At 60.2% G+C, this 22,525-nt stretch carries 21 protein-coding genes; 10 read left to right on the forward strand and 11 right to left on the reverse strand.

Annotated features, from left to right (window positions below; genetic code table 11):
- Position 1: 1 nt before the first annotated feature.
- From WDN46_15505 to WDN46_15530, 6 genes are read right to left on the reverse strand one after another with little or no spacing between them, the layout of a single operon-like run.
- Positions 2-1,984 carry a heme lyase CcmF/NrfE family subunit gene (locus WDN46_15505; protein ID MEJ0094772.1) on the reverse strand — a complete coding sequence of 661 codons (1,983 nt, stop codon included), beginning with the start codon at positions 1,982-1,984 and terminating at the stop codon, positions 2-4.
- Positions 1,985-1,991: 7 nt separating this feature from the next.
- Entirely contained in the window at positions 1,992-2,486 is a 495-nt protein-coding gene (ccmE, locus tag WDN46_15510; protein ID MEJ0094773.1) for a cytochrome c maturation protein CcmE, read from the reverse strand.
- A gap of 7 nt (positions 2,487-2,493) precedes the next feature.
- Positions 2,494-3,630 carry a c-type cytochrome biogenesis protein CcmI gene (gene ccmI, locus WDN46_15515; GenBank protein MEJ0094774.1) on the reverse strand — a complete coding sequence of 379 codons (1,137 nt, stop codon included), beginning with the start codon at positions 3,628-3,630 and terminating at the stop codon, positions 2,494-2,496.
- Between the two features lie 49 nt (positions 3,631-3,679).
- Positions 3,680-5,092 (reverse strand): sensor histidine kinase, encoded by a 1,413-nt coding sequence (locus WDN46_15520; protein MEJ0094775.1) that lies wholly within the window; start codon positions 5,090-5,092, stop codon positions 3,680-3,682.
- Positions 5,093-5,133: 41 nt separating this feature from the next.
- Complete coding sequence (locus WDN46_15525) at positions 5,134-5,847, reverse strand: response regulator transcription factor (protein MEJ0094776.1); 714 nt, start codon at positions 5,845-5,847, stop codon at positions 5,134-5,136.
- Between the two features lie 9 nt (positions 5,848-5,856).
- A complete protein-coding gene (locus WDN46_15530) occupies positions 5,857-6,327 on the reverse strand; it encodes a PepSY domain-containing protein (GenBank protein ID MEJ0094777.1) in 471 nt (156 codons plus the stop codon).
- A 166-nt stretch (positions 6,328-6,493) separates the two neighbouring features.
- On the opposite strand from WDN46_15530, the gene sseA reads away from it, so the two are divergent.
- From sseA to parE, 5 genes are all read left to right on the forward strand, one after another.
- Positions 6,494-7,351 (forward strand): 3-mercaptopyruvate sulfurtransferase, encoded by an 858-nt coding sequence (gene sseA / locus WDN46_15535; GenBank protein ID MEJ0094778.1) that lies wholly within the window; start codon positions 6,494-6,496, stop codon positions 7,349-7,351.
- A gap of 412 nt (positions 7,352-7,763) precedes the next feature.
- The gene (locus WDN46_15540; protein ID MEJ0094779.1) at positions 7,764-8,147 is read left to right on the forward strand and encodes a hypothetical protein; all 384 of its coding nucleotides are present in this window, start codon (positions 7,764-7,766) and stop codon (positions 8,145-8,147) included.
- A gap of 423 nt (positions 8,148-8,570) precedes the next feature.
- Positions 8,571-8,909, forward strand: a complete 339-nt coding sequence (locus WDN46_15545; GenBank protein MEJ0094780.1) for a P-II family nitrogen regulator — start codon at positions 8,571-8,573, stop codon at positions 8,907-8,909.
- A gap of 86 nt (positions 8,910-8,995) precedes the next feature.
- Positions 8,996-10,405, forward strand: coding sequence for a type I glutamate--ammonia ligase (gene glnA, locus WDN46_15550; GenBank protein ID MEJ0094781.1), 1,410 nt, complete (start codon positions 8,996-8,998; stop codon positions 10,403-10,405).
- Positions 10,406-10,568: 163 nt separating this feature from the next.
- Entirely contained in the window at positions 10,569-12,644 is a 2,076-nt protein-coding gene (gene parE, locus WDN46_15555; GenBank protein MEJ0094782.1) for a DNA topoisomerase IV subunit B, read from the forward strand.
- A 342-nt stretch (positions 12,645-12,986) separates the two neighbouring features.
- On the opposite strand, the gene WDN46_15560 is transcribed toward parE, so the two are convergent.
- A complete protein-coding gene (locus WDN46_15560) occupies positions 12,987-14,399 on the reverse strand; it encodes a PleD family two-component system response regulator (GenBank protein MEJ0094783.1) in 1,413 nt (470 codons plus the stop codon).
- Between the two features lie 81 nt (positions 14,400-14,480).
- Positions 14,481-14,852, reverse strand: a complete 372-nt coding sequence (locus WDN46_15565) for a response regulator (GenBank protein MEJ0094784.1) — start codon at positions 14,850-14,852, stop codon at positions 14,481-14,483.
- 164 nt (positions 14,853-15,016) lie between these two features.
- Here WDN46_15565 and WDN46_15570 point away from each other — a divergent pair, with 164 nt between their 5' ends.
- The gene (locus WDN46_15570) at positions 15,017-15,277 is read left to right on the forward strand and encodes a DUF3572 domain-containing protein (GenBank protein MEJ0094785.1); all 261 of its coding nucleotides are present in this window, start codon (positions 15,017-15,019) and stop codon (positions 15,275-15,277) included.
- Between the two features lie 6 nt (positions 15,278-15,283).
- Here the strand turns inward: WDN46_15570 and WDN46_15575 are convergent, their stop codons facing one another.
- Entirely contained in the window at positions 15,284-16,276 is a 993-nt protein-coding gene (locus tag WDN46_15575) for a glutathione S-transferase family protein (protein MEJ0094786.1), read from the reverse strand.
- 130 nt (positions 16,277-16,406) lie between these two features.
- Here WDN46_15575 and hemB point away from each other — a divergent pair, with 130 nt between their 5' ends.
- On the forward strand, positions 16,407-17,507 hold the full coding sequence (hemB, locus tag WDN46_15580) for a porphobilinogen synthase (protein MEJ0094787.1): 1,101 nt from the start codon (positions 16,407-16,409) through the stop codon (positions 17,505-17,507).
- A 118-nt stretch (positions 17,508-17,625) separates the two neighbouring features.
- Complete coding sequence (locus WDN46_15585; GenBank protein MEJ0094788.1) at positions 17,626-17,805, forward strand: hypothetical protein; 180 nt, start codon at positions 17,626-17,628, stop codon at positions 17,803-17,805.
- 37 nt (positions 17,806-17,842) lie between these two features.
- Here WDN46_15585 and WDN46_15590 read toward each other — a convergent pair whose 3' ends face one another.
- A complete protein-coding gene (locus WDN46_15590) occupies positions 17,843-18,280 on the reverse strand; it encodes a DMT family transporter (protein MEJ0094789.1) in 438 nt (145 codons plus the stop codon).
- A 71-nt stretch (positions 18,281-18,351) separates the two neighbouring features.
- Positions 18,352-19,071 (reverse strand): AraC family transcriptional regulator, encoded by a 720-nt coding sequence (locus WDN46_15595; GenBank protein MEJ0094790.1) that lies wholly within the window; start codon positions 19,069-19,071, stop codon positions 18,352-18,354.
- Positions 19,072-19,315: 244 nt separating this feature from the next.
- Here WDN46_15595 and WDN46_15600 point away from each other — a divergent pair, with 244 nt between their 5' ends.
- Together WDN46_15600 and radA are read left to right on the forward strand one after the other, a co-directional pair.
- Positions 19,316-20,812, forward strand: coding sequence for a replicative DNA helicase (locus tag WDN46_15600; protein MEJ0094791.1), 1,497 nt, complete (start codon positions 19,316-19,318; stop codon positions 20,810-20,812).
- A gap of 164 nt (positions 20,813-20,976) precedes the next feature.
- Positions 20,977-22,389 (forward strand): DNA repair protein RadA, encoded by a 1,413-nt coding sequence (gene radA / locus WDN46_15605; GenBank protein MEJ0094792.1) that lies wholly within the window; start codon positions 20,977-20,979, stop codon positions 22,387-22,389.
- Positions 22,390-22,525 lie beyond the last annotated feature (136 nt).

Below are 22,525 nucleotides of genomic sequence, written 5' to 3' on the forward strand. Positions count from 1 at the left end.
GTCATTCCGCCGGTTGCGGGCTGGGCGCCGCCGCTTTGCGGGCGCGGCGGGCGATGCCGATGCGAAAGCTTCGATCGATCAGCGACAGGCCGCCGCCAAACGCCATGACCAGGGCGCCGATCCAGATGAAGGCGACGAGCGGCTTCCAAAAGATCCGCGCATTGACTTTCCCGTCCGGCGCGACATCGGCGATGCTCATATAGACTTGGCCAAGGCCGAGCGTTGCGATCCCTGCCTCCGACCGGGTGGTGCGCCGGGATGGATAAGACCTCGTCGCCGGTTCGATGGCGGCTTGGACGACGCCGCCGGAGCGGATTGTGGTGCGCGCGACAAGCTCGGAATAGTTTGGACCTTTGCGAGGCGCAATGGCCTCGAACGTCAGCTGATAGGGACCGATCTCTACCGTTTCACCCGGCGTCAGGGCAGTGATTCTTTCCGCGCCCCAGCCAGTCGCCGCGAGGCCGAGCAAGGTCACGCCTATGCCGGCATGGGCGAATGCCGTGCCGAAGGCCTGGCGCGGCAGGCCGAGCGCTCTCTGCCCGGCCGAGCTGAGCGAAGCCCCCCCGCCGAAAAGCCGGCGGCCGACATCAGCGAAAGAGCCGACGATGACATAGATCGCGAGGCCGGACAGGATGACGCTGAGGGCGGGACCGCCGCGCCATGCGGCCAAGACCAGCATGAAGATCAGTCCTGCGCCAACCGCATATGTCAATCTTTGCGCTGCGGCCAAAAGGTCGCCGCGTTTCCAGGCGAGGGACTGGCCAATCGGCATCAGAACGAACAACGGAATGAAGAGTGGCCCAAATGTCAGATTGAAGAAAGGCGCGCCGACGGAGATTTTTTCTCCCGTCAGAGCTTCGAGCGCCAGCGGATAGAGCGTGCCGACGAAAACGGTGGCGCAACAGGTTGTCAGCAGCAGATTGTTGACGACCAGCGCCCCTTCGCGGGAAATCGGGGCAAAAAGGCCGCCTTGCTTTAAACCGCCCGCCCGCGCGGCGAATAGCGCCAGCGACCCGCCGATAAAGACGATGAGAATAAGGAGAATGAAGACTCCGCGCCTAGGATCGCTGGCGAAGGCATGGACCGACGTCAAGACGCCCGAGCGGACCAGAAAAGTTCCGATGAGGGACAGCGAAAAGGCCAAAATGGCGAGGAAGATCGTCCAGATCTTCAAAGCCTCGCGCTTTTCCATGACAGCGGTGCAATGCAGCAGCGCCGTCGCCGCGAGCCAGGGCATCAGCGAGGCGTTCTCAACCGGATCCCAGAACCAGAAGCCGCCCCACCCAAGGGTGTAATAAGCCCAATATGAGCCCATCGCTATTCCTAGCGTCAGGCAGATCCAGGCGAGCAATGTCCAGGGGCGGACGAAGCGCGCGAAGACCGCGTCGATCCGGCCGGAAATCAGCGCCGCCGCCGCGAAAGAATAAGTGATCGAGAGCCCGACATAGCCGAGATAAAGCAGCGGCGGATGGATGGCGAGGCCGGGGTCCTGCAGCAGCGGATTGAGGTCATTGCCCTCTGAAGGCGGATCGAGGAGCCGCGCAAAAGGATTGGAGGTCAATAGAATGAACAGAAGAAAAGCTGCGCTGATCCAGGATTGCACGGCGAGCACATTGGCGCGCAGGTCTTCCGGCATCGTCGAGGAAAACAGAGCGACCGCCGCCGCAAAAATGGCGAGCACCAGCACCCACAAAAGCATCGAGCCCTCATGATTGCCCCAGACGCCGCTGATCTTATAAATCAGAGGCTTTGCGGAGTGCGAATTCTCCACGACATTGATGAGCGAAAAATCGGACGTCACATGGGCGTAGGTCAACGCGAAAAATGCGTAAGCGATCAGCCCGAACCCCATCAGGGTCACAGAGGGAGCAACCGCCATCAGCCGCCGATCGCCGGTGACGCTCCCCCATATAGGCAGGACTGAATTGACCAGTGCGAGCGCGAGAGCCAGGACGAGCGCGTAATGGCCGGTTTCAACGATCATATCAGCCTCATCTGACGGTCGTGACCGCGGCGGCTTGCGCGCCCGGCTCTTGTCCGCTTTCTTGCGTTCCGCCGCCTTGCCAGACGCCTTGTTTTTTCAATGCGTCGGCGACCTCGCGCGGCATGTAGCGTTCATCGTGCTTGGCTAGAACGCTGTCAGCCCGGAACAGATTATCCTGGCCGAGCGTACCCTCCGCCACGACGCCCTGCCCTTCGCGGAAAAGGTCGGGCAACAGGCCAGTATAGGTGACCTCGACCTCTTGTTTCATATCGGTCACCGCAAAGCGGACGGTTTGATTGCCCTCGCGTTGCAAAGAGCCCTGCTTTACGAGGCCGCCAAGACGCAGCCGCGATCCGGGCGACGGCGCCTTTTGGGCAAGCTCGCTCGGACCATAGAAGAACACGATATTGTCGCGCAGCGCAAACATCACGAGCCCGACAGCGAGGCTAAGGGCAAAAAGCGAGGAGCAGATCAAAGTGAGGCGGCGTTGTTTGCGCGTCATTTCGGGGTCAACCTTCAAGGCCGAGTTCGCGGGCCAGCGCGTCGATGCGAGCGATCGCCGTTGGATCGCTCGCGAGATTGCGTTTTGCGTCGATCAAGGCCGAGCGGGCCTTGTCCCCTTCGTGCAGGACCGCATAAGCGCGAACAAGACGAAGCCAGCCTTCAACGTCTTGTCCATTTTGCGCAAGGCGCGTCGCCAATCCTTCGACCATGCCGTGAATGGCGCTTGACCGATCGGCGTCCGGCATAGCCTCAAGCTTTGCCGCTAATGCAGGATTTGCCGCTGGGCCTTCGGGGGGACCGCCGCTTGGCGCTGCCGCGTCAGGCGATCCGGCCATGGCTGCGAGATGTTGACGCAAGCCGGGCGCCCAGGCCGCGTCGGCGGGGGCAGTGATCAAAAGCTTCTCCCAGATCTCCCTGGCGTGCGCCGCGTCGCCGTTTTGCTCGGCGGACAAGCCAAGAAAAAAGCGGGGCGTCGCCGCCGAGGCATCATTCGCGGCGGCGGTTTCGAATGCGCGTTTTGCGTCTGGAGTGACGAGGCCGCCGGCCGCCGCAACTAGAGCTTCACCGTAAGAGGTGAGTCGTTTGGGCGTCTCGCCAAGCAGGCGAAGCGCGGCTGCATAGGCGCGCACGGCGTCGTCGGCGCGCCCGATGCGCAAATAGACCGGCGCCAAAATTTCGTAGCCTCGTCCATCGTCGGGATTTTGGGCGAGGTGCGCCTCGATTTTCGCCACCGCCGCCATCAAATCCATCCGTCCGGGCGACGCCTGAAGCCGCGCGGATAGCGGTAAATCGGGCAGACCGGGGTGGCCGACTAGGCCATAAAGCCCTAGCGCGAGCGCAGGCACAAAAACAAGGGCTGCGACGGACGCGAAACGCGCCTTGCGCGGCGTCGCTGCGGCGGCCTGCTGGGAGGGAGCGTCAGCAACCGCGAGCAAGCGGCGGCCGGCCTCGGCCTTGGCACCTTCCGCATCGCTCTCGGCCACAAGCCCTTGGGCGGCGTCCCTGTCAATCTCGGCGAGTTGCGCTTTATAGAAAGCGACGTCGATAGCGCCGCGAGACAGCCCACGCGGCGCCCTGGCCAGCGGCCAGAGAATGCTCAGCACCGCAGCGCCGGTCAAAAGTGCAAAAATCAGCCAAAGCATGCGGCAACCTAATAGTCATCGGAGCGCCGCTTGCAAAGGATCTTTCGGCTCACGAACGCGTGGCCGAAGGATTGTTTGCTGTCGAAGGCAGCTTCAGTTGCGCGCGAAGCCCCCCATTTGGGCTCGCGTCCAGAGCCAAAGCGCCACCGTACATCGACGCAAGATCCGCGACAATCGAAAGCCCGAGGCCAGATCCTGGCTTTGTTTCGTCGAGCCGCTGGCCGCGGCGCGGCGCCGCTTCGCGCAGGTCGGCGGCGAGGCCGGGTCCATCATCGTCGACGGTGATCGTGAAAAATGAGCGATCGGCCTCGCCGATGGTCAATTCCGGCGCGATTCGGATCAAAACCGCGCTGCGCGCCCATTTGCCGGCGTTATCGATTAGATTGGCGATCATTTCTTCGAGATCCTGCCGTTCGCCGAGGAAACGCAGCGGCTGCGGCATCTCGAAGCTGAAACGGATCTGTCTCTCGACATAGATTTTTTCAAAGGTGCGAACCAGGGCTTCGACCACGGGAGCGACATCTATCGCGCTGGCGATGGCGCCTGAATGGACTGCGGCGCGCGCCCGATCAAGATAGTAGGCGACCTGATCGCGCATGATCGCAGCTTGCTCCCGCACCTTGCTGGAGAGCGGACCCGAATCGCTCGAAGCTTCGTTGATGATGACGCTAAGCGGCGTTTTAAGCGCATGGGCGAGATTGCCGACCTGAGTGCGGGCGCGTTCGACGACGGCGCGATTGGCGCCGATAAGCAGATTGAGTTCGCTGGCGAGCGGCGCAATATCTTGCGAAAAATCCCCCGCGATCGTCTCGCTCTCGCCGCGCCGGATTGCGGCTACCCCTTCCCGCAATTGTCGCAGCGGGGCCAGACCATAACGAAGCTGCAATGCTGATGACGCAATCAGAGCCATGGCGAGCAGCGCGAAGGTGATGACGAGATCGAGTCGGAACCGGTTGATCGCCGCTTGGATCTCGTCCGTCGTCGCCGCAACCTGCACGAGATAGATGCCTTGATCACCGGCGTCGATGGTGCGTTCGAGAATCCGCAGCCGGCGGTCATCGGGCCCATTTGCATAGCCTCTGCGCGCGCCGCCCATCTCCGGGACGACGCCAAGGTCCGCCAAACGCGGCAGGCGCGCCGCGAATAGCGAGCGCGAACTCTTGATCTCTGGTTTGCCGCCGTCGAGGCGCGTCACCTGCCAATACCAGCCGGACGATGGCAACACGAATTGCGGATCGCTCAGCTCATCCGGTTCTGCGCGGCTGTCGCCAGATGTTGCTATGTCGGCGACAAGCGCGCGCAAATAGACGCCAAGACGCTCGTCGAAATTCATCTCGGCCGAGCGTTGATAGATCGCGGATAGAACCAGCCCCGCGATGAACAGAATGGCGAAGCTCAAAATCGCCGCGGACAGGAAAAGCCGCTTCGCGATCGAGTCGACTTTGGTCTTGGCGGGCGGCATCGGCGTCTTGTCCACTTGCGCTCGTCCCGAGGCGCGATGCGTCAGCGGCCGGCGGCAGGATCGGAGCGGCTCAGAACCGCCGCCTCGTCCTTGCCGGCCGGCGGGGCGAGAAGATAACCAAGGCCGCGTATGGTCTGGATGACGTCGACGCCGAGTTTTTTCCGCAATCTGCCGACGAAAACCTCGATGGTGTTGGAATCGCGATCAAAGTCCTGATCGTAGAGATGTTCGACGATTTCGGCGCGTGAGACGACCCTTCCCGCGTGATGCATCAGATAGGACAACAACCTATATTCGTGCGAGGTAAGCTTCACGGAAGTCTCCTCGACGAAAACGCGGCCTGTGCGCGCATCGAGCCTGACCGGCCCGCACGAAAATTCGCTTGACGCGTGGCCGGCGGCGCGCCGCAGCAATGCGCGAATGCGCGCAAGAATTTCCTCCATATGGAAAGGCTTCCCGACATAGTCGTCCGCTCCGGCGTCGAAGCCCTCAACCTTGTCGCCCCAGCGGTCGCGCGCGGTTAGAATGAGCACCGGCATGGTGCGCCCCGCCTTACGCCATGCGGAGAGGACCGAAAGGCCATCTTTTTTAGGCAGGCCGAGATCCAAGACGACTGCGTCATAAGGCTCGGTGTCGCCGAGAAACCAGCCTTCCTCGCCGTCGTAGGCGCGATCGACGACATAAGCCGCCTCGCTTAGCGCCGCGACGATCTGCCGGTTGAGATCCCTGTCATCCTCGACAACGAGCAGACGCATGCACGGTCCTCAATCTTCGTTCTTCGAGCTGATGACCTGACCGGTCTTGGCGTTGACGAAGGTCCGAATGACGCGGCCATCATGGCGCAACAGACTGATTTCATAGACGAGGTCGTCGCTCCAGCGACAAAGTTTGGCGGCGATCGCCTCGCCTTGCGCGCGCGTCGCCGCTTTCCTCATGGCGTGGAAAGGCTCCAGAAGTCCGCCTGAAACGATTTTCTCGCGAGTGTCGACCATGGAGTAGCATTGCCGGTCAGCCACCGGCTGCGCTCTGGAGGCGGCGCTGCAGGCAATGCACGTAAAGAAAATGACCAGCAGGCAAATATTCATAGGTCGAAGCTGGAGCGACGTCCCTGAATGCAGGATGAATGGCCCCCCGCCTTGCGCCGTTTTTCCAGCCATCGTCCTGCCCGCCCGTCTCGCCCACGCCTCGCCGCGAAACCCCGCCCACGCCCCGCTTGGCCCGGGGTGAAAACTCACCGTCGCCCCCTCGGGTCGCCATCGCGAACCGGGCGCGAACGCTTTACACCTTTCGACCAAATATGGAAAAACCAACCGTGTCGAGCGCATTTCCGCCGCGAAACTCTGTCCGCGCGACCCTGAGAAAATGGCTCGAAACAAATGCCCCATAACCGAAGGCGACGACATGACCGCAACCTCCCTTTCACCTTTTTTCGTTTCGACGGCTTGGCTTGAGGAGAATTTGGGAGCGCCCGATCTCGCCATCATCGACGGTAGTTTCTTTATGCCGGCTGAAAAGCGCGACGCTAGACAAGAATATCTCGCCGGACATATTCCGGGCGCGGTGTTTTTCGACATCGACGCGATCTCCGATCATTCCACCAGCCTGCCCCACATGCTGCCGACGCCAGAGTTCTTTGCGGATGAAATGGGGAAGCTTGGACTCAGCGAGGACATGCGTTTTGTGGTCTATGACGCCACAGGATTGATGGGCGCGGCGCGAGTCTGGTGGACCTTGCGCGTTTTCGGCGCGCGTGACGTCAAGATTCTCGAAGGCGGCCTGCCGCAATGGCGCACTGAGGGTCGCGGATTAGAAACCGGGGCGCGCCTACGTCCGCCGCGCGTTTTTACGCCGCGATTCGACGGCGCGGCCGTTGCTGACGCCGCGCGCGTAAAAAACGCCAGCGAGACGGGAACGGCGCAAATCGTCGATGCGCGGCCAGCCGGGCGATTCACCGGCGATGCGGCGGAGCCCCGACCGGGGTTGCGCTCAGGCCATATCCCAAACAGCCGCAGCGTGCCGTCGCGCGTGGTCGCTGGCGACAGACTGAAAAGCCAGGCCGAAATCAAGGCCGCCTTCCTCGGAGCTGGCGTCGACCTTGACCGACCGATCATCACCAGCTGCGGCTCGGGCGTCACTGCGGCGATTCTTCTCTTGGCGCTGGAGACGATAGGAAAAAAAGGGGTCGTGCTCTATGACGGGTCCTGGAGCGAATGGGGCGCGCGAGCGGATCTGCCGGTCGTCGCGGGCGAATCATCCTGACGCGCCGCTGCATTAGGAGCGCGCAGCCGCCGCGCTGGTAAGCGCTTGCTTTTATTGCGAGGATGTCACAGCAAATTGCGTGCCGGGCAGCAAATTCGCTTGACGCCGTAAACGGCTGAGCTACCATAAAGTCAAGCGCGATCGTCTTGAAACCTTATGAGGTTTCTCGCGTTCGCAGCCTAAGTGGAGCGTCCGGCGACCGCCGGATGTGGTCTCGTCCGACGCAGGCACGCGCCAGCGTTTTTCCGGGTGGGACCAGCTGGCCCTGAGTGGCTTCCACGTTTCCCCTCCCTTCTTGGGGGGCTATCCAACTTCATAGCTCGAAGGCTTAAACCCGCGTCATCATCTATTGGCGGGTGGGCGTCCGCATGGAAGGGGAACATTCGTCTCGAGACATATAGGAGTGGCACAGATGTGTGACTATTCGCTTGAAATGTATGCCTCCCGGCCTGCACGCGAGTCCGAGAAATATGTAACTACCCGCTTTCCCTCGGGAAGCATCGGCCTCGCGGCGCCCGGCGATTGCACGACAGCAGTCTGCGTTCAATATGACACGCAACTGAACCTCGAAGGAATTTCGAGTGATCTGCAGACGCGTCTTGGCGTGAAGGCCGGCGAACGCGTCGTCTTCGCAAGGCTCGAACATGGCGCTTATCGCGATGGCGTCAAATTCGGAAATGGCAAGGAAATCTCGCTGCAACTTCTTGGGTCAGGCGTCGGCGTGACGCTGGTTGACCTCCGCGCGACGCCGGAAGTCTCGCCCGCAAAGCAAGATGTTTTTGAACCGGCTGAATAACCGAGCCTCATAAACTCAATGACCGCCCCGCGGGTGTTTTTATCCGCGGGGCGTTTTTTTGTCCCCATCAATGTGAAAAAGGACCTCTTTCAAATCAGCAGACCATTTTTTGTGCAAAAAGGGCTTTTTTCAATCTAATTGGTTCGGAATTGCTTCATCCGGGATGCTCGAAGCTTGTTGCGGCGCTTGCGGTGACAAACCGACACAAGAAATCCGGCGTTCGCAAACTCGCCCCGGCTCAGATTTTGGCCGATGGGGGCCTGTCTGGCCCGTCTATTGCTTTATCGACAAAACCTGCTTCGTTCCGCGTGAATGACGTTTTTGACGTCAGATTCGTTCGATTTGCGTGGCGATTTTGGCTGGCAGGTGCTAAACGCGGGTTAAATCTCCTTCGTTTCACCAAAAAGCGACGCAACAAACGCAATGAAAAAAATCGAGGCCATCATCAAGCCTTTCAAACTCGATGAAGTAAAAGAAGCGCTTCACGAGGCTGGGGTAGCCGGCATCACCGTGACCGAAGCCAAAGGCTTCGGGCGGCAGAAAGGCCATACCGAACTCTATCGGGGAGCCGAATATATCGTTGATTTTCTCCCCAAGGTTAAGATTGAAGTCGTCGTTCCCGATGGCATAGTCGACAGCGCTGTCGAGGCTATTCGCAAGGCCGCGCAGACCGGACGCATTGGCGACGGCAAGATTTTCATCTCGGATATAGAGGGCGCGATACGCATCCGCACCGGAGAAACCGGGCCGGACGCTATCTGACTTCGCAAATGCGGGATAATGGTTCGCGGCTTCGGCGAATCCCCGCATCCACTACGCTTTCAATCAATAATCATAGAGGGTTAGAAATGAAGACGGCCCATGACGTGCTCAAGGCGATCAAGGACCAAGACGTAAAATACGTCGATTTCCGTTTCACGGATCCGCGCGGCAAGTGGCAGCATGTCACTTTCGACATCACGATGATCGATGAGGACATCTTTTCCGAAGGAACCATGTTCGACGGATCGTCGATCGCCGGTTGGAAGGCGATCAACGAATCCGACATGCTGCTGATGCCCGATCCGGCGACGGCGGTCATCGATCCTTTTTTCGCCGCGCCGACGATGGTGATCATTTGCGACGTGCTGGAGCCCAACAGCAACGAGCCCTATAGCCGCGACCCGCGAGGCATCGCCAAGAAGGCGGAAGCCTTCGTCACCTCCTCCGGAGTCGGCGACGCCGTGTTCGTCGGTCCCGAAGCCGAGTTTTTCGTGTTCGACGACATCCGCTTCAGGGCCGACCCTTACAACACCGGATTCGTTATCGATTCATCCGAATTGCCGTCGAACTCCGACACGCCCTATGAAGGCGGCAATCTTGGTCACCGTATCCGCACCAAAGGCGGCTATTTTCCCGTGCCGCCACAGGATTCGGCGCAGGATATGCGCGGCGAAATGCTCGCCGCCATGGCGGCCATGGGGGCCAAGGTCGAGAAGCACCATCACGAAGTGGCCTCGGCGCAGCATGAGCTCGGCCTTAAGTTCGGACCGCTGACGAAGATGGCGGACGACTTGCAGGTCTACAAATATTGCATCCATCAGGTTGCGCAGAGCTATGGCAAGACCGCGACCTTCATGCCGAAGCCGATTTTTGGCGACAATGGCTCGGGCATGCACGTCCATCAATCGATATGGAAGGGCGGCAAGCCGCTGTTCGCCGGCAATAAATACGCCGATCTCAGCCAGGAATGTTTGTATTACATCGGGGGCATCATCCGGCACGCCCGCGCGCTGAACGCCTTCACCAATCCTTCTACAAATTCCTACAAGCGCCTGGTGCCTGGTTATGAGGCTCCGGTTCTGCTCGCGTATTCGGCGCGCAATCGCTCCGCCTCGTGCCGGATTCCCACGGCTTCGAACCCGAAAGCCAAGCGCGTCGAAGTCCGCTTCCCGGATCCGATGGCCAATCCCTATCTCGCCTTCGCGGCGATGCTGATGGCTGGCCTTGACGGCATTATCAACAAGATCGATCCAGGTCCGGCGATGGACAAGGATCTCTATGATCTGCCGCCGAAAGAACTGAAGAAGATTCCGACTGTTTGCGGCTCTCTCCGCGAAGCGCTCGCCAATCTCGACAAGGATCGTAGTTTCCTGAAGTCTGGCGGCGTGTTTGATGATGATTTCATCGACAGCTATATCGAGCTGAAAATGATCGACGTGATGCGTTTCGAGATGACCCCCCATCCGGTCGAATTCGATATGTATTACTCTTACTGAACCTTACCGTTCAGGAGGAAACGGGGGCGGCCATCGGCTGCCCCCTTTGCATTTGAACGAGCGGCTTTTTGATCTCTTGACTTATCCCCTGAAAATGTTTCCGTTCTGTTCCGTTCCCGCCTTGATCGTGGCATAAGGGGCTAATGAGAGGATTGTCGGATTCATGACCAATAATGGTGATCTTTTCGGCGGCGCTGCGCGCAAGCAGCCTCCGGCGCGCCGCGCTACTGCGGTTGCCTCGAAGGACGGGGCGTCGGCCTCGCTCCGGACGCCAAGCTTCGGAACGCCTGGCGAATCCGGCTATACCGCAGCCTCGATCGAAGTTCTGGAAGGGCTGGAGCCGGTCCGGCGTCGCCCCGGCATGTACATAGGCGGCACGGATGAGGCGGCGCTGCACCATCTTTTTGCGGAAGTCATCGATAACGCCATGGACGAGGCGGTGGCGGGCCACGCCACTTTCATCGACGTCAATTACGAGGCCTCGGGCTTTCTCGCCGTCGCCGACAACGGGCGCGGGATCCCGGTTGATCCGCATCCCAAATTTCCGAAGATATCCGCCCTCGAAGTCATCATGACCACGCTGCACTCGGGCGGAAAATTCGACTCGGGCGCCTATCAGACATCGGGCGGCTTGCACGGCGTCGGCGTCTCTGTCGTCAACGCGCTTTCAGCCGACCTTGAGGTCGAGGTCGCGCGGGGACAGCTGCTCTACCGGCAGGCATTTCAATGCGGCAAGCCGGTTAGCAAGCTCGAACAGGTTGGCAAAGCGCCGAATCGGCGCGGCACGCGCGTGCGCTTCAAACCCGATGAGCTGATTTTCGGTAAGAGCGCGCATTTCAAGCCGGCGCGGCTTTTCAAGATGGCGCGCGCCAAAGCCTATTTGTTTGGCGGCGTCGAAATAAGATGGCATTGCGCGCCCGAATTGCTTGAACCGAATTCAAATATCCCTTCGGAAGCGGTTTTTCGTTTTCCCGGCGGGCTCAAAGACTATTTGATCCAAGATATAGAAGGCAAAAACCTTGTCATAGAGCCCATTTTTGCTGGCAAGGTGGAGAAGCCCGGCGGTCACGGATCGCTCGAATGGGCGCTGGCGTGGCTCAGTCTCGACGATGGTTTCGTTCATTCTTATTGCAATACCATTCCAACTCCGGACGGCGGGACTCACGAGGCCGGCCTGAGGGCGGCTTTGCTGCGCGGCCTTAAGGATCACGCAGAGCGGATCGGCCAAGCCAAACGCGCCGCAGCGATCAGCAGCGAAGACATTATGACGTCTTGCGCCGCTCTCGTCTCCGTTTTCATTCGCGAGCCGGAATTTCAGGGCCAAAATAAAGGGCGCCTGATGACGACGGAAGCCTCGCGCATCGTCGAAGCCACTTTGCGGGATGCGTTCGATCATTGGCTTGCAGCCGCGCCCTCGCACGCCTTGAAACTCCTTGATTGGACCGTCGAACGGTCCGAGGAAAGACTCCGTCGCCGCGCCGAAAAAGATGTGGCCCGCAAGACCGCAAGCCGAAAGTTGCGGCTGCCCGGAAAGCTCGCTGACTGCTCGAACAATTCAGCCCAAGGATCTGAAATCTTTATCGTTGAGGGCGATTCCGCAGGCGGCTCCGCGAAGCAGGCGCGGGATCGCGCCAATCAGGCAATTCTACCGTTGCGCGGCAAAATCTTGAATGTCGCCAACGCCACGCGGGACAAGCTCGCCGCCAATCAGCAGTTGAGCGATCTCGTTCAGGCTCTGGGTTGCGGCGTCAGTTCGCACTACAAGGAGGAGGAGCTTCGATACGAGAAGGTCATCATCATGACCGACGCCGACGTCGATGGAGCTCATATCGCGTCGCTGCTAATCACCTTCTTTTACCGGCAAACGCCAAAACTGATCGAGGCCGGGCATCTCTATCTGGCGGTCCCGCCCTTGTACCGGCTGACTCAGGGGTCGCGCCAAGTCTATGCCCGCGACGAGGCGCATCGCGACGAATTAATCGCCAGTACTTTGACTGGACAGGGTAAGATAGAAATAAGCCGTTTCAAAGGCTTAGGGGAAATGCTTCCGGCCCAGCTCAAAGAGACTACTATGGACCCGAAGAAGCGCAACCTGCTGCGGGTGGTGGTGCTCGCGGAAGACAAGGAAGATACCTCGGACTCAGTCGAGCGGCTGATGGGCAACCGGCCTGAAGCTCGCTTCGCCTTCATTCAGGAGAGGGCAGCCTTCGCCAACGCATCCGAACTTGTCGTGGTCTAGGCGGCGCCGCAAGGCGCGGCTCCGCACAAGAGACGCCTTCCCAGCGAAGGTGGCCGGCGGCAAGTAGCCGTTTCGAGGAGGCCACTCCAAATCTACTTGCGCGCCGGCCGACCCTACGGACCCAGGAGATGCGGCGGACCTGAGCACTCCGTAGGGTAACTATCAGTCAAGTCGCCGAATGCGCATCATATGCGCAGAGGCGCGGCTAGGTCTTTCTTAAACGAACCCGTCCCCGCGCCGCGCCAGATCTAAAGGCTCGGCGATGGAACGTTACCGCGCGCTGGCGCCAGAATGCAATGACTTGTTGGGAGCGTTCGAGTCTTTCGTTAACGGTTTGGATGCTCAGATCGCTTTGCTGGCTTGCGGTCCGGCGAAGCTTTGAGCGCGGACCGGCCCAGCGTCGACAAAAACGCGATTCCGACCGGCTTGTTTGGAGCGGTAGAGGGCCTTGTCCGCCCGGCGCAGAAGCTCGGAAGCGTCACTGGCGCTTTCGGCGAGCCCGATTGAGACCGTAACGGAAAGCGCCCGTTTATCGGCTGAAACGGCGAAACCGTCGCTGGCCACTCCGGCGCGGACGCGCTCGGCGATTTTGATGGCGATATCAAGATCGGCGCCTGGCATTGCGACGACGAATTCGTCGCCGCTGAGCCGGCAAAAAATATCGGCGCTCCTTATCAGCTGTTTGACCCGGGCCGCAAACGCTTGCAGGATATGGTCGCCGGCCTCATGGCCGTAAATATCATTCACCGTCTTGAAGCGGTCGATGTCGAGCATCATCAGCGAAAGCGGCCTGGCTCTGCGCCCCGCCTGATCGACGAGCGTGGCGAGAGCGGCATCCAGATAGCGGCGATTGTTCAACCCTGTCAGTGGGTCCACGACAGCCATTTCGATGGAAGCTTCTACATTCTGACGCAGACAATCAGCATAGCGTTTGCGGCGCACTTGCGTGCGCACCCGTGCGAGAAGTTCATTGCGATCAATTGGCCGCAAAAGATAATCGTTCGCGCCGAGCTCGAGACAGTGGAGGATTCTATCGCGATCCTCCGGCTCCGCGACGGCGAGCACCGGGATTTGACGGGTCGCCTCGAACGAACGGATCTGGCCGCAAAGGCGCAGACCGTCATAGCCTGTCAGGCTGAGGCTCACGATGAATAGGTCGTAGTTTTCGTTGGAGCTCCTCGCCAGCGCCTCTTTTGCGTCCGTTTGGAGTTCGACGTCATGGATCGCGCTCAATGCTTGCGCGATCCTCTCGACAGAGGAGCGACGGTCGTCAATGACCATGACGCGGCCGTTTGCGCCGCTTTCCGCCATCGCGTCGGGGAGCGGATCGATGATCCCGAGTTTTGCCGTGCGTTTGGCTCTTGTTCTGAGTTCGTCGAGGGTAAGCCTCATTCGAGACAGCGAACGCACCCGCGCAAGAAGCGCAATTTCGTCGATCGGCTTGGTGAGGAAATCATCCGCCCCCGCCTCAAGGCCCCTCAGACGATCGGCGGCTTGATCGAGCGCCGTCACCATGACGACTGGAATGTGGGCTGTCGTCGGATCAAGTTTCAGCCGGCGGCAGACTTCAAATCCATTCATTCCCGGCATCATCACATCGAGCAAAACGATATCGCAATCGCCCTTGCCGCAGATTTTCAATGCGTCGGGTCCATTGGTGGCGGTGATGACTTCAAAATATTCGGCGGTCAGCCGCGCTTCGAGCAGCTTGACGTTGGGGAGGATGTCATCGACGACCAGAATCCGAGCGGTCATGCTCGCCCCCTTCCGGAAGATTGACGCGCACCACTGGCGCAGGGGCCTTGCGTCATGCGGAATTCATTGTTCGTGCGTGGTTCATTGTTCATGTAAATAATTGCGCACGGTTTCCAGAAACTTTACGATCGAGATCGGTTTTGACAGATAGGCTTCGCAGCCTCCCTGCCTGATCTTTTCCTCGTCGCCCTTCATCGCAAAAGCGGTAATCGCGATCACTGGAATATGGCGCAGGTCCTCATCGCTTTTGAGCCATTTGGTGACGTCGAGTCCCGAGACCTCGGGCAATTGGATATCCATTAATATGAGATCGGGCCTGTGCGACCGCGCCAGCTCGACGACATCGAATCCATTGCGGGTCTGCACGGTTTTGAAGCCATGCGCCTCGAGAAGGTCGTTGAACAGCTTCATGTTCAACTCATTGTCCTCTACGATCAGAATCGTTTTTTTCATTGAAGACCTGTCCCGCCGTCGCGGGCGGTGGACGACTCTCACCCCCGGAGCCGCCTAATCATACGCGTAAGCTTTAACGGATAGAAATTGACGAAAGGGAAACCGCCAATATGCAAAGCGGGGAGAATCGGCCATTTCGGGGCAAATCCGCCCAATCGACGGAAATGGCAGAAGGTCTCGCGATCGACGCACTGACCTTTATCGCCGCCGATCCGGTTCAACTCGAACGGTTCATGGCGCTGTCCGGTCTGTCGGTCGATGATTTGCGCGCCGCCGCGGCGGAGCCCGGGTTTTTCTCGGGCGTCCTTGATTTTATCGCTTCCGATGAAGCGCTCTTGCTCGCGTTCGCGGCAAATGCTGGACGCGATCCCTCAGTCGTCGTGAAGGCGAGGCAAAGTCTGGAGCCGCCGGAACCGACGTTCTGAGCGCGTCTATCCCGTCAAAGAGCCGATCCGGCTCCGCTCGTGAGGCGCCGAGAAATCGATCTGCGGCCCAACCGGCGTCACGCCAGTCGGATTGATGTTCAAATGGCTCTGATAATAATGATTTTTGATATGATCGGGGCGGAACGTGGCCGCGACGGCGTCGATTTGATAGAGATCGCGGACATAGCCGGATAGATTTGGATAGTCGGCTATGCGTTTGATATTGCACTTGAAATGGCCGACATAAACAATGTCGAACCGTAGCAGGGTCGTCAGCAGCCGGATATCGGCTTCGGTCACGCGATCGCCGCAGAGATAGCGGCGGTCCGCCAGCCGCTCCTCGAGGAAATCCAAGGTCGCGAACAGCGGGCCGATAGCCTCTTCATAGGCCGTTTGCGTCGTGGCGAAACCGGCCCGGTAAACCCCATTGTTGAGGGTGGCGTAGACGCGCGCATTGAGGGGGTCGATTTCCGGGCGCAGATCTTCCGGATAGAGGTCAATGGAGTTGGCCCCGACGTCGCCAAAAGCGGAATTGAACATGCGAATGATTTCGGAGGATTCGTTCGAGACGATCGTTCCGCGCTCTTTGTCCCACAGGACCGGCACGGTGACCCGGCCGGAATAGTCCGGCGCGGCGGCGCGATAGATCTCGTAGAGAAAACGCGCGTGATGAATAGGGTCTTTGATGACGCCATCGCCCGGCGCGAAGGTGAGGCCATTCTCCCGCATCAGCCAATGCGTGATTGAAACGCCGATAAGAGGCGCAAGGCCTTTGAGTTCGCGAAAGATTAAAGTTCTATGCGCCCAAGGGCAGAAATAGGCCGCATAAAGGTGATAGCGCCCAGGCTCCGCCTTGAAGCCGCCCTGCCCTGTCGGCCCCGGCGCGCCGTCGGGCGTCACCCAATTACGGAATCTGGCGGCGTCGCGTTCGAAGCGGCCGCCCGCGGCGTCGGTATCATACCATTGGTCGCGCCATACGCCATCGACGAGCAATCCCATTCTTCACCTCTGTTTTACTTAATTTAGCGCGAAAGTCGGCTTTGCCGCAGGGTCTCCAACTTGCTTGGAATCATGGCGCGGCTTACAGATCGGGCTGGTCTTAAGGCATATTGACGCGAAAGAGTTTTGCATGATTTGGCCACTCAAGCCAAAACCAAAGCGCCCCCCCCTGCGGGAGGTTCTAGCCCTCGCAAGGCCATCGACGCTGGAGGCGTCCCCCGCCGAGCAGCGATCGCCCGCGCAACCGCCTAGCGTGACCTTGCGCCTGCGCCGCAATCGGAAATCGGATTGGACGCGCCGCCTTGTGCGCGAAAATACGCTGACCTCCGCTGACCTGATCTGGCCGATCTTCGTGATCGAGGGCGCTAATCTGCGCGAGCCGATCGCCTCCATGCCGCTGGTCGAGCGGCTTTCGATCGACGGGGTCGTCGACGCCGCGCGTGAGGCGATCGAACTCGGCATTCCGGCGATCGCGCTGTTTCCTTATGTCGACCCAACTCTGCGCGATGAAACCGGCAGCGAGGCGCTCAATCCCGATAATCTGATTTGCCGCGCAGTGACTGCAATCAAAGAGAAAGCGCCGCAGCTCGGCGTCATCACCGATGTGGCGCTGGATCCCTATACGAGCCACGGCCATGATGGCCTTCTGCGCGGCGACGAAATCCTGAACGACGAGACCGTCGCGGTTCTGGTCAAACAAGCTCTCAATCAGGCCCGCGCCGGGGCCGACATGATTGCGCCTTCGGACATGATGGACGGGCGCGTCAAAGCGATCCGCGCCGCGCTTGACGCGGAAGGTTTTCAATCGGTGCAGATCCTGGCCTATGCGGCGAAATATGCCTCGGCGTTCTATGGCCCGTTTCGCGATGCCGTCGGAACCGGGGCGACGCTCATTGGCGATAAGCGCACCTATCAAATGGACCCGGCCAATTCGAATGAGGCGATGCGCGAAGTCGCGCAAGACATCAGCGAAGGCGCCGATATCGTGATGGTGAAGCCCGGCCTACCCTATCTCGACATTATTTTCCGGGTGAAGGATGGCTTCGGCCTTCCGACCTTCGCCTATCAGGTGTCCGGGGAATACGCGATGATCATGGCCGCCGTGAATAATGGTTGGCTCGACGGCGACAAAGCGATGCTCGAAAGCCTGATGGCCTTTAAGCGTGCCGGCGCCGACGCCGTGCTGACCTATTTCGCGCCGCGCGCGGCGCGGCTTTTGCAGAACGGGTGAGGGCCGACCAGCGCCAAGCCCTCCTCAAGGCGCGAAATATTTAGAAAATACGACGGCAGGACCCGGAATGATCTACAGAGTTTTTTTCATTTTCGCTTGCGCTCTTCTGAGCCTCGCTGTGCTTGACGTCGCTAGGGCGCAGGATTCCGAAGGCGCGTGCGGCGGCTCTTACGCTGGTCAGGACCGCGCCAGCTATGGCTGCGCGCCGACCCGTAAACCCTATTGCCAGCAAAACACCGGCCGCTGCCAATGTCTCGAAAGAAAGGCGTGCGGCGGCAAGCAGGATGAGGAATGGTAGGCTGCGCTCGCGCGCGACAATGCCTGCGGCGCCCCAATCAATAGCGGATCAATACCACGCCGAGAATCAAAAAGGCCGCGCCGGCTAGCCGGATGGGGTTGGCGTCATGCTGTGGCACGCCAAGTAAACCGAGATGATCGAAAGTCAGCGATCCGAGCATCTGGCCGACGACGATCAGAGCGACGACAGTCGCGGCGCCAAGCCGTGGAACCATGAATATCGCGACGCCGATGAAGATCGCCCCAAACAGGCCGCCGGTCCATGAATGCCAGGATGTTTGCGCCGCTGCGCTCGCCGATAACGGTTCGCCCCGCGCGATGACCATCGCCAGCATGGCCAAACCGCCGCCAAGATAGCTGACCAATCCAGCCCACCACGGCGACCCCAGCTCGAGGCGCAAATTGGAGTTGAGCGCCTGCTGCAGGACAAGGCTCACCCCGGCCCCGACAACCAGCAAATAAAGTCCGAAATCCATGCCTGTTCTCCCATCCACTAGCATTTAAGCAGAGCCGGACAGGGCAGGTCTGGAACATTTGTGATCGTGCCTCAGCCGAGGCGATAGCGGCCCGGAGTTACGCCGAAAGCGCGCCGAAACCATCGGCCAAGATGACTTTGATCGGCGAAGCCGGTCTCCGCCGCCGTGGCCGCAACTGCTTCTCCGGCCCGCAGCAAGTCCCGCGCGCGATTGAGCCGGCAGACAATTTCGAAAGCGTGCGGCGGCATGCCGTAGCGCTTGGCGAAGGCGCGCGAAAACCCTTCGCGGCTCTGTCCTGTCCGCGAGGCGCGGCGGCTTACGGATTCGCAGCCGCGAGAAAGGACCGCGATCGATCGGTCGGCGGCGCTCTCGTCCGCGCGGTGGGCGCGGATGAGAGCTGCAAGCTCGCGCCACTCAAATCCTTCGACCATGCGCCATTCGCGTTCGATCTCGGCCAGCATTGCCGTCGCAGCATAGTGGCCGGCTGGAAGATAGGCGTTGACGCTGACAAGATCGGAAGATCCCTCGAGGGAGCGATGCGGCGTCCAGGCGGGGATGCAGGCGCACTGACGGGACGTCAGTTCGATGACGTCGTCCCCCAATTGCAGCGCGCGGCGGCCGGCAAGAACGAAGGTGATCTGAAATTCTTCGTGGAAATGCATGGCGAGCCCGCAGCCGCGCCCGCGCAAAATGCCGAGTTCGGAAATCCCGTCCGTCATCGGGCGCGAGTAAGCCCATTGAGTGCGGACGGTCCTCGGGTTAACCGCGTTGCAACCGAGAAGATCGATCATGGGGCCGCCATAAGCAAAGGCGCTGGCTCGGCCAGGGGAGCCGCTCTCCCAGCTGTCAAGCTCTATTCGACGGCGCCGGCGCAAACAAGCGTCTCATTGGCTACCCTATGTGAATAGTGGGACCCTGGGCGGCCCCAGCAAAGATTCTTTCCGATTCTTTCCTCCGGCGTGCAACAAGGGCAGTTCGCTTAAAATCCTGATTCGGTGCCGCCGTCGCAGCGGCGCGACGCAGTGAGATAGCCCTATGCCGCCAACCGAAAATCTCGCTCAAAGGCTCATGCGCCAAACGACGGCGGAGCCGGCCTTTCGCCTCGCCCCGCATAATATCGAGGCCGAGCAGGCCCTTCTTGGCGCGATCCTTGTCAATAATGACGCCTTCGATCGCGTCTCGGATTTTCTGAAACACGAGCATTTTTCCGAAGATGTGCACCGGCGCATCTTTGATATTGCGGCGCAATTGATCCGCGCCGGCAAGCTCGCCTCGCCAATCACGTTAAAGACGTTTCTCGGCGAGCACGACCTTGGCGGCGTCACCGTGCCGCAATATCTCGCCCGCCTCGCCGCTGAGGCGACGACCGTTATCAACGCGGAGCAATATGGCCGCACCATCCATGATCTCGCGGTGCGCCGCGATCTGATCCTAATTGGCGAGGATATCGTCAACGCGGCCTATGATGCGCCGGTCGCCGATTCGCCGCGCGAGCAAATCGAGGAAGCTGAGCGCAAGCTCTACTCGATCGCCGAACTTGGCCGCTATGAGGGAGGGTTCCAGCGCTTTTCCGACGCGCTGACCATAGCGGTCGACATGGCGGCGAAGGCTTTTGAGCGCGACGGACGCCTTTCGGGCATCGCCACCGGCCTTACTGATCTCGATCGCTACATGGGCGGATTGCAGGCCTCCGATCTTGTCATCGTGGCTGGCCGACCGGGCATGGGCAAGACCGCGCTCGCCACCAATATCGCCTTCAATATCGCCAAGGCCTATGAGTTCAGGATGCGTCCCGATGGCGTTCCCGAAACCACCAATGGCGGGATCGTCGGGTTCTTCTCGCTCGAAATGTCCGCCGAACAATTGGCGACCCGCGTCATCGCCGAACAATCAGGCGTCGCGTCCTATAAAATCCGCCGGGGCGATATAACGGAGATCGAATTTCATCGCATCGCCGAGGCCGCGCGGGAAATGCAGTCCATCCCGTTTTATATCGATCAGACCGGCGGTCTCTCTATTGCGCAATTGACCGCACGCGCGCGCCGCCTCAAGCGCCAGCGCGGACTTGATTTGCTCGTCGTCGATTATTTGCAATTGCTCGGCGGTTCAAAAAGCCGGGGCGACAGCCGCGTCCAGGAAGTGACGGAAATCACGACCGGGCTGAAAGCTTTGGCGAAAGAGATGAATGTTCCGGTAATCGCCCTCTCGCAATTGTCGCGGCAGGTCGAAAGCCGCGACGATAAGCGCCCGCAATTGTCGGATTTGCGCGAGTCGGGTTCGATCGAACAGGACGCCGACGTCGTCATGTTCGTTTATCGCGAGGAATATTATTTAAAGAACAAGCAGCCGCGCGAAGGGACCGAAGAATTTGTCGCGTGGCAGACCGAAATGGAGCGCGCCTATGGTCGAGCCGAAGTCATCATCGGCAAGCAGCGCCACGGCCCGACTGGCTCCGTCGAACTCGCTTTCGAGGCGGAAGTGACGCGATTTTCCAACCTCGCTCGCGAGGAAGCCCTGCCGGAGCATCGATGAATCACGCTCTTCTCTCCAAAGTCTCCGCGCGAGGCTCGGTCCTCAACAAGGGGCGGCGTCATTGTCGCCGCGGAGCGACGAGATGATGAGTTATCTGAGGAAAATCTCTCATCTATATGATACCTATATAGAATATTGGATTTACGACGCAGGCCAGCCGACCGATGGTTAAGCAGCGCCCCTCATTCGTCTGCCAGAATTGCGGAGCGGTCACCAATCGCTGGCAAGGACGCTGCGAGGCCTGCGGCGAATGGAACACCATTATTGAGGAGAACGCTGCGTCGGGGATCGGCGCGCAGGCGGCGCTCGGTTCCCGCAAAGGCCGGATTTTCAACCTCTCTAACCTGATCGAGACCGACCGTCCGGCGCCGCCGCGCATCATGACGGGCATAGGCGAGCTTGATCGCGTGACCGGCGGCGGCTTCGTCCCCGGCTCCGTGCTGCTGCTCGGCGGAGAACCGGGCATCGGCAAGTCAACCTTACTCATTCAGGCATGCGCCACTCTCGCCGGAACGGACAAACGCGTTGTCTATATTTCAGGCGAGGAGGCGGTGGATCAGGTTCGCCTCCGCGCCCAGCGCCTTGGCCTCGGTGCAAGTCCCGTAGAGCTCGCCGCCGAGACCAGCGTCGAAGACATCATAGCAACGCTCAGCCACGGCAAGCGCCCGACCCTCGTGGTGATCGATTCGATCCAGACCATGTGGACGAGCCTCATCGAATCGACGCCCGGCACTGTCAGTCAGGTACGCGGCGCGGCGCAGGCCCTGATTCGTTTTGCGAAGACGACGGGCGCAGCGGTAATTCTCGTCGGCCACGTCACGAAAGACGGTCAGATCGCCGGACCGCGCGTAGTCGAACATATGGTCGATGCAGTGATTTCTTTCGAAGGCGAAGGCGGCCGCGATCTTCGGTTACTCCGCGCGGTCAAAAACCGCTTCGGCCCGACCGATGAAATTGGCGTCTTCGAGATGACCGGCCGCGGGCTTGCCGAAGTCGCCAATCCGTCAGCGCTCTTTCTATCGGCGCGAGACGCCGTGGCCCCCGGAGCCGCAGTCTTCGCCGGGATGGAAGGCTCACGTCCGCTTCTTGTGGAGTTTCAGGTCCTTGTCGCGCAAAGCTCGCTCGGGACGCCGCGCCGCGCCGTGGTTGGGTGGGACGCCTCGCGCCTCGCGATGGTCGTCGCCGTTCTCGAAGCGCACGCAGGGCTGAAGCTCGGTCAATATGACATTTATCTCAGCGTCGCGGGCGGCTTGCGAGTTGGCGAGCCGGCGGCTGACCTTGCCGCCGCGGCGGCTCTGGTCTCGTCTTTGAGCGGCATCAGCCTTGCCGCCGATTCGGTATTCTTTGGCGAAATCGCGCTATCGGGCGCGATCCGTCCGGTGGCGCATGGCCTCGCGCGGCTCAAGGAGGCGACCAAGCTCGGATTTTGCCGCGCGACGATACCTCAAGGGCCGCCGGAGCGCGGAAACGGGTCTTCCAAAGATCTCATTGTGAGCAGCTGCAAGCATATTTCAGGTTTGGTCGCGGAAATCGGCGCAAACAAGCCGAGGTCGGACGCACGGCAAAAGCGGGGTTGAACGCGTGAGCTGCGCGCCTCTCAAGAAGATGTGGCGCGGCGCTTCGCAAGCTTTCTCTTTGCGGGGTGACTGTAGCTTGCCGCCTCGCTATAAGGCTTTGCAGAGTCGGGCAGCAAAATCCGCAACTTGCGGCCCG

This window comes from Methylocella sp., assembly GCA_037200525.1.
GTDB lineage: Bacteria > Pseudomonadota > Alphaproteobacteria > Rhizobiales > Beijerinckiaceae > Methylocapsa.

Coding starts and splice junctions, on each gene's coding strand:
- hemB (MEJ0094787.1), top strand. CDS start 16,407: ATGATTTGGCCACTCAAGCCAAAACCAAAGCGCCCCCCCCTGCGGGAG.
- WDN46_15595 (MEJ0094790.1), bottom strand. CDS start 19,071: ATGATCGATCTTCTCGGTTGCAACGCGGTTAACCCGAGGACCGTCCGC.
- WDN46_15560 (MEJ0094783.1), bottom strand. CDS start 14,399: ATGACCGCTCGGATTCTGGTCGTCGATGACATCCTCCCCAACGTCAAG.
- WDN46_15540 (MEJ0094779.1), top strand. CDS start 7,764: ATGTGTGACTATTCGCTTGAAATGTATGCCTCCCGGCCTGCACGCGAG.
- WDN46_15570 (MEJ0094785.1), top strand. CDS start 15,017: ATGGCAGAAGGTCTCGCGATCGACGCACTGACCTTTATCGCCGCCGAT.
- WDN46_15575 (MEJ0094786.1), bottom strand. CDS start 16,276: ATGGGATTGCTCGTCGATGGCGTATGGCGCGACCAATGGTATGATACC.
- WDN46_15505 (MEJ0094772.1), bottom strand. CDS start 1,984: ATGATCGTTGAAACCGGCCATTACGCGCTCGTCCTGGCTCTCGCGCTC.
- WDN46_15520 (MEJ0094775.1), bottom strand. CDS start 5,092: ATGCCGCCCGCCAAGACCAAAGTCGACTCGATCGCGAAGCGGCTTTTC.
- radA (MEJ0094792.1), top strand. CDS start 20,977: ATGGTTAAGCAGCGCCCCTCATTCGTCTGCCAGAATTGCGGAGCGGTC.
- ccmE (MEJ0094773.1), bottom strand. CDS start 2,486: ATGACGCGCAAACAACGCCGCCTCACTTTGATCTGCTCCTCGCTTTTT.
- WDN46_15600 (MEJ0094791.1), top strand. CDS start 19,316: ATGCCGCCAACCGAAAATCTCGCTCAAAGGCTCATGCGCCAAACGACG.
- WDN46_15545 (MEJ0094780.1), top strand. CDS start 8,571: ATGAAAAAAATCGAGGCCATCATCAAGCCTTTCAAACTCGATGAAGTA.
- WDN46_15525 (MEJ0094776.1), bottom strand. CDS start 5,847: ATGCGTCTGCTCGTTGTCGAGGATGACAGGGATCTCAACCGGCAGATC.
- ccmI (MEJ0094774.1), bottom strand. CDS start 3,630: ATGCTTTGGCTGATTTTTGCACTTTTGACCGGCGCTGCGGTGCTGAGC.
- sseA (MEJ0094778.1), top strand. CDS start 6,494: ATGACCGCAACCTCCCTTTCACCTTTTTTCGTTTCGACGGCTTGGCTT.
- WDN46_15565 (MEJ0094784.1), bottom strand. CDS start 14,852: ATGAAAAAAACGATTCTGATCGTAGAGGACAATGAGTTGAACATGAAG.
- glnA (MEJ0094781.1), top strand. CDS start 8,996: ATGAAGACGGCCCATGACGTGCTCAAGGCGATCAAGGACCAAGACGTA.
- WDN46_15590 (MEJ0094789.1), bottom strand. CDS start 18,280: ATGGATTTCGGACTTTATTTGCTGGTTGTCGGGGCCGGGGTGAGCCTT.
- parE (MEJ0094782.1), top strand. CDS start 10,569: ATGACCAATAATGGTGATCTTTTCGGCGGCGCTGCGCGCAAGCAGCCT.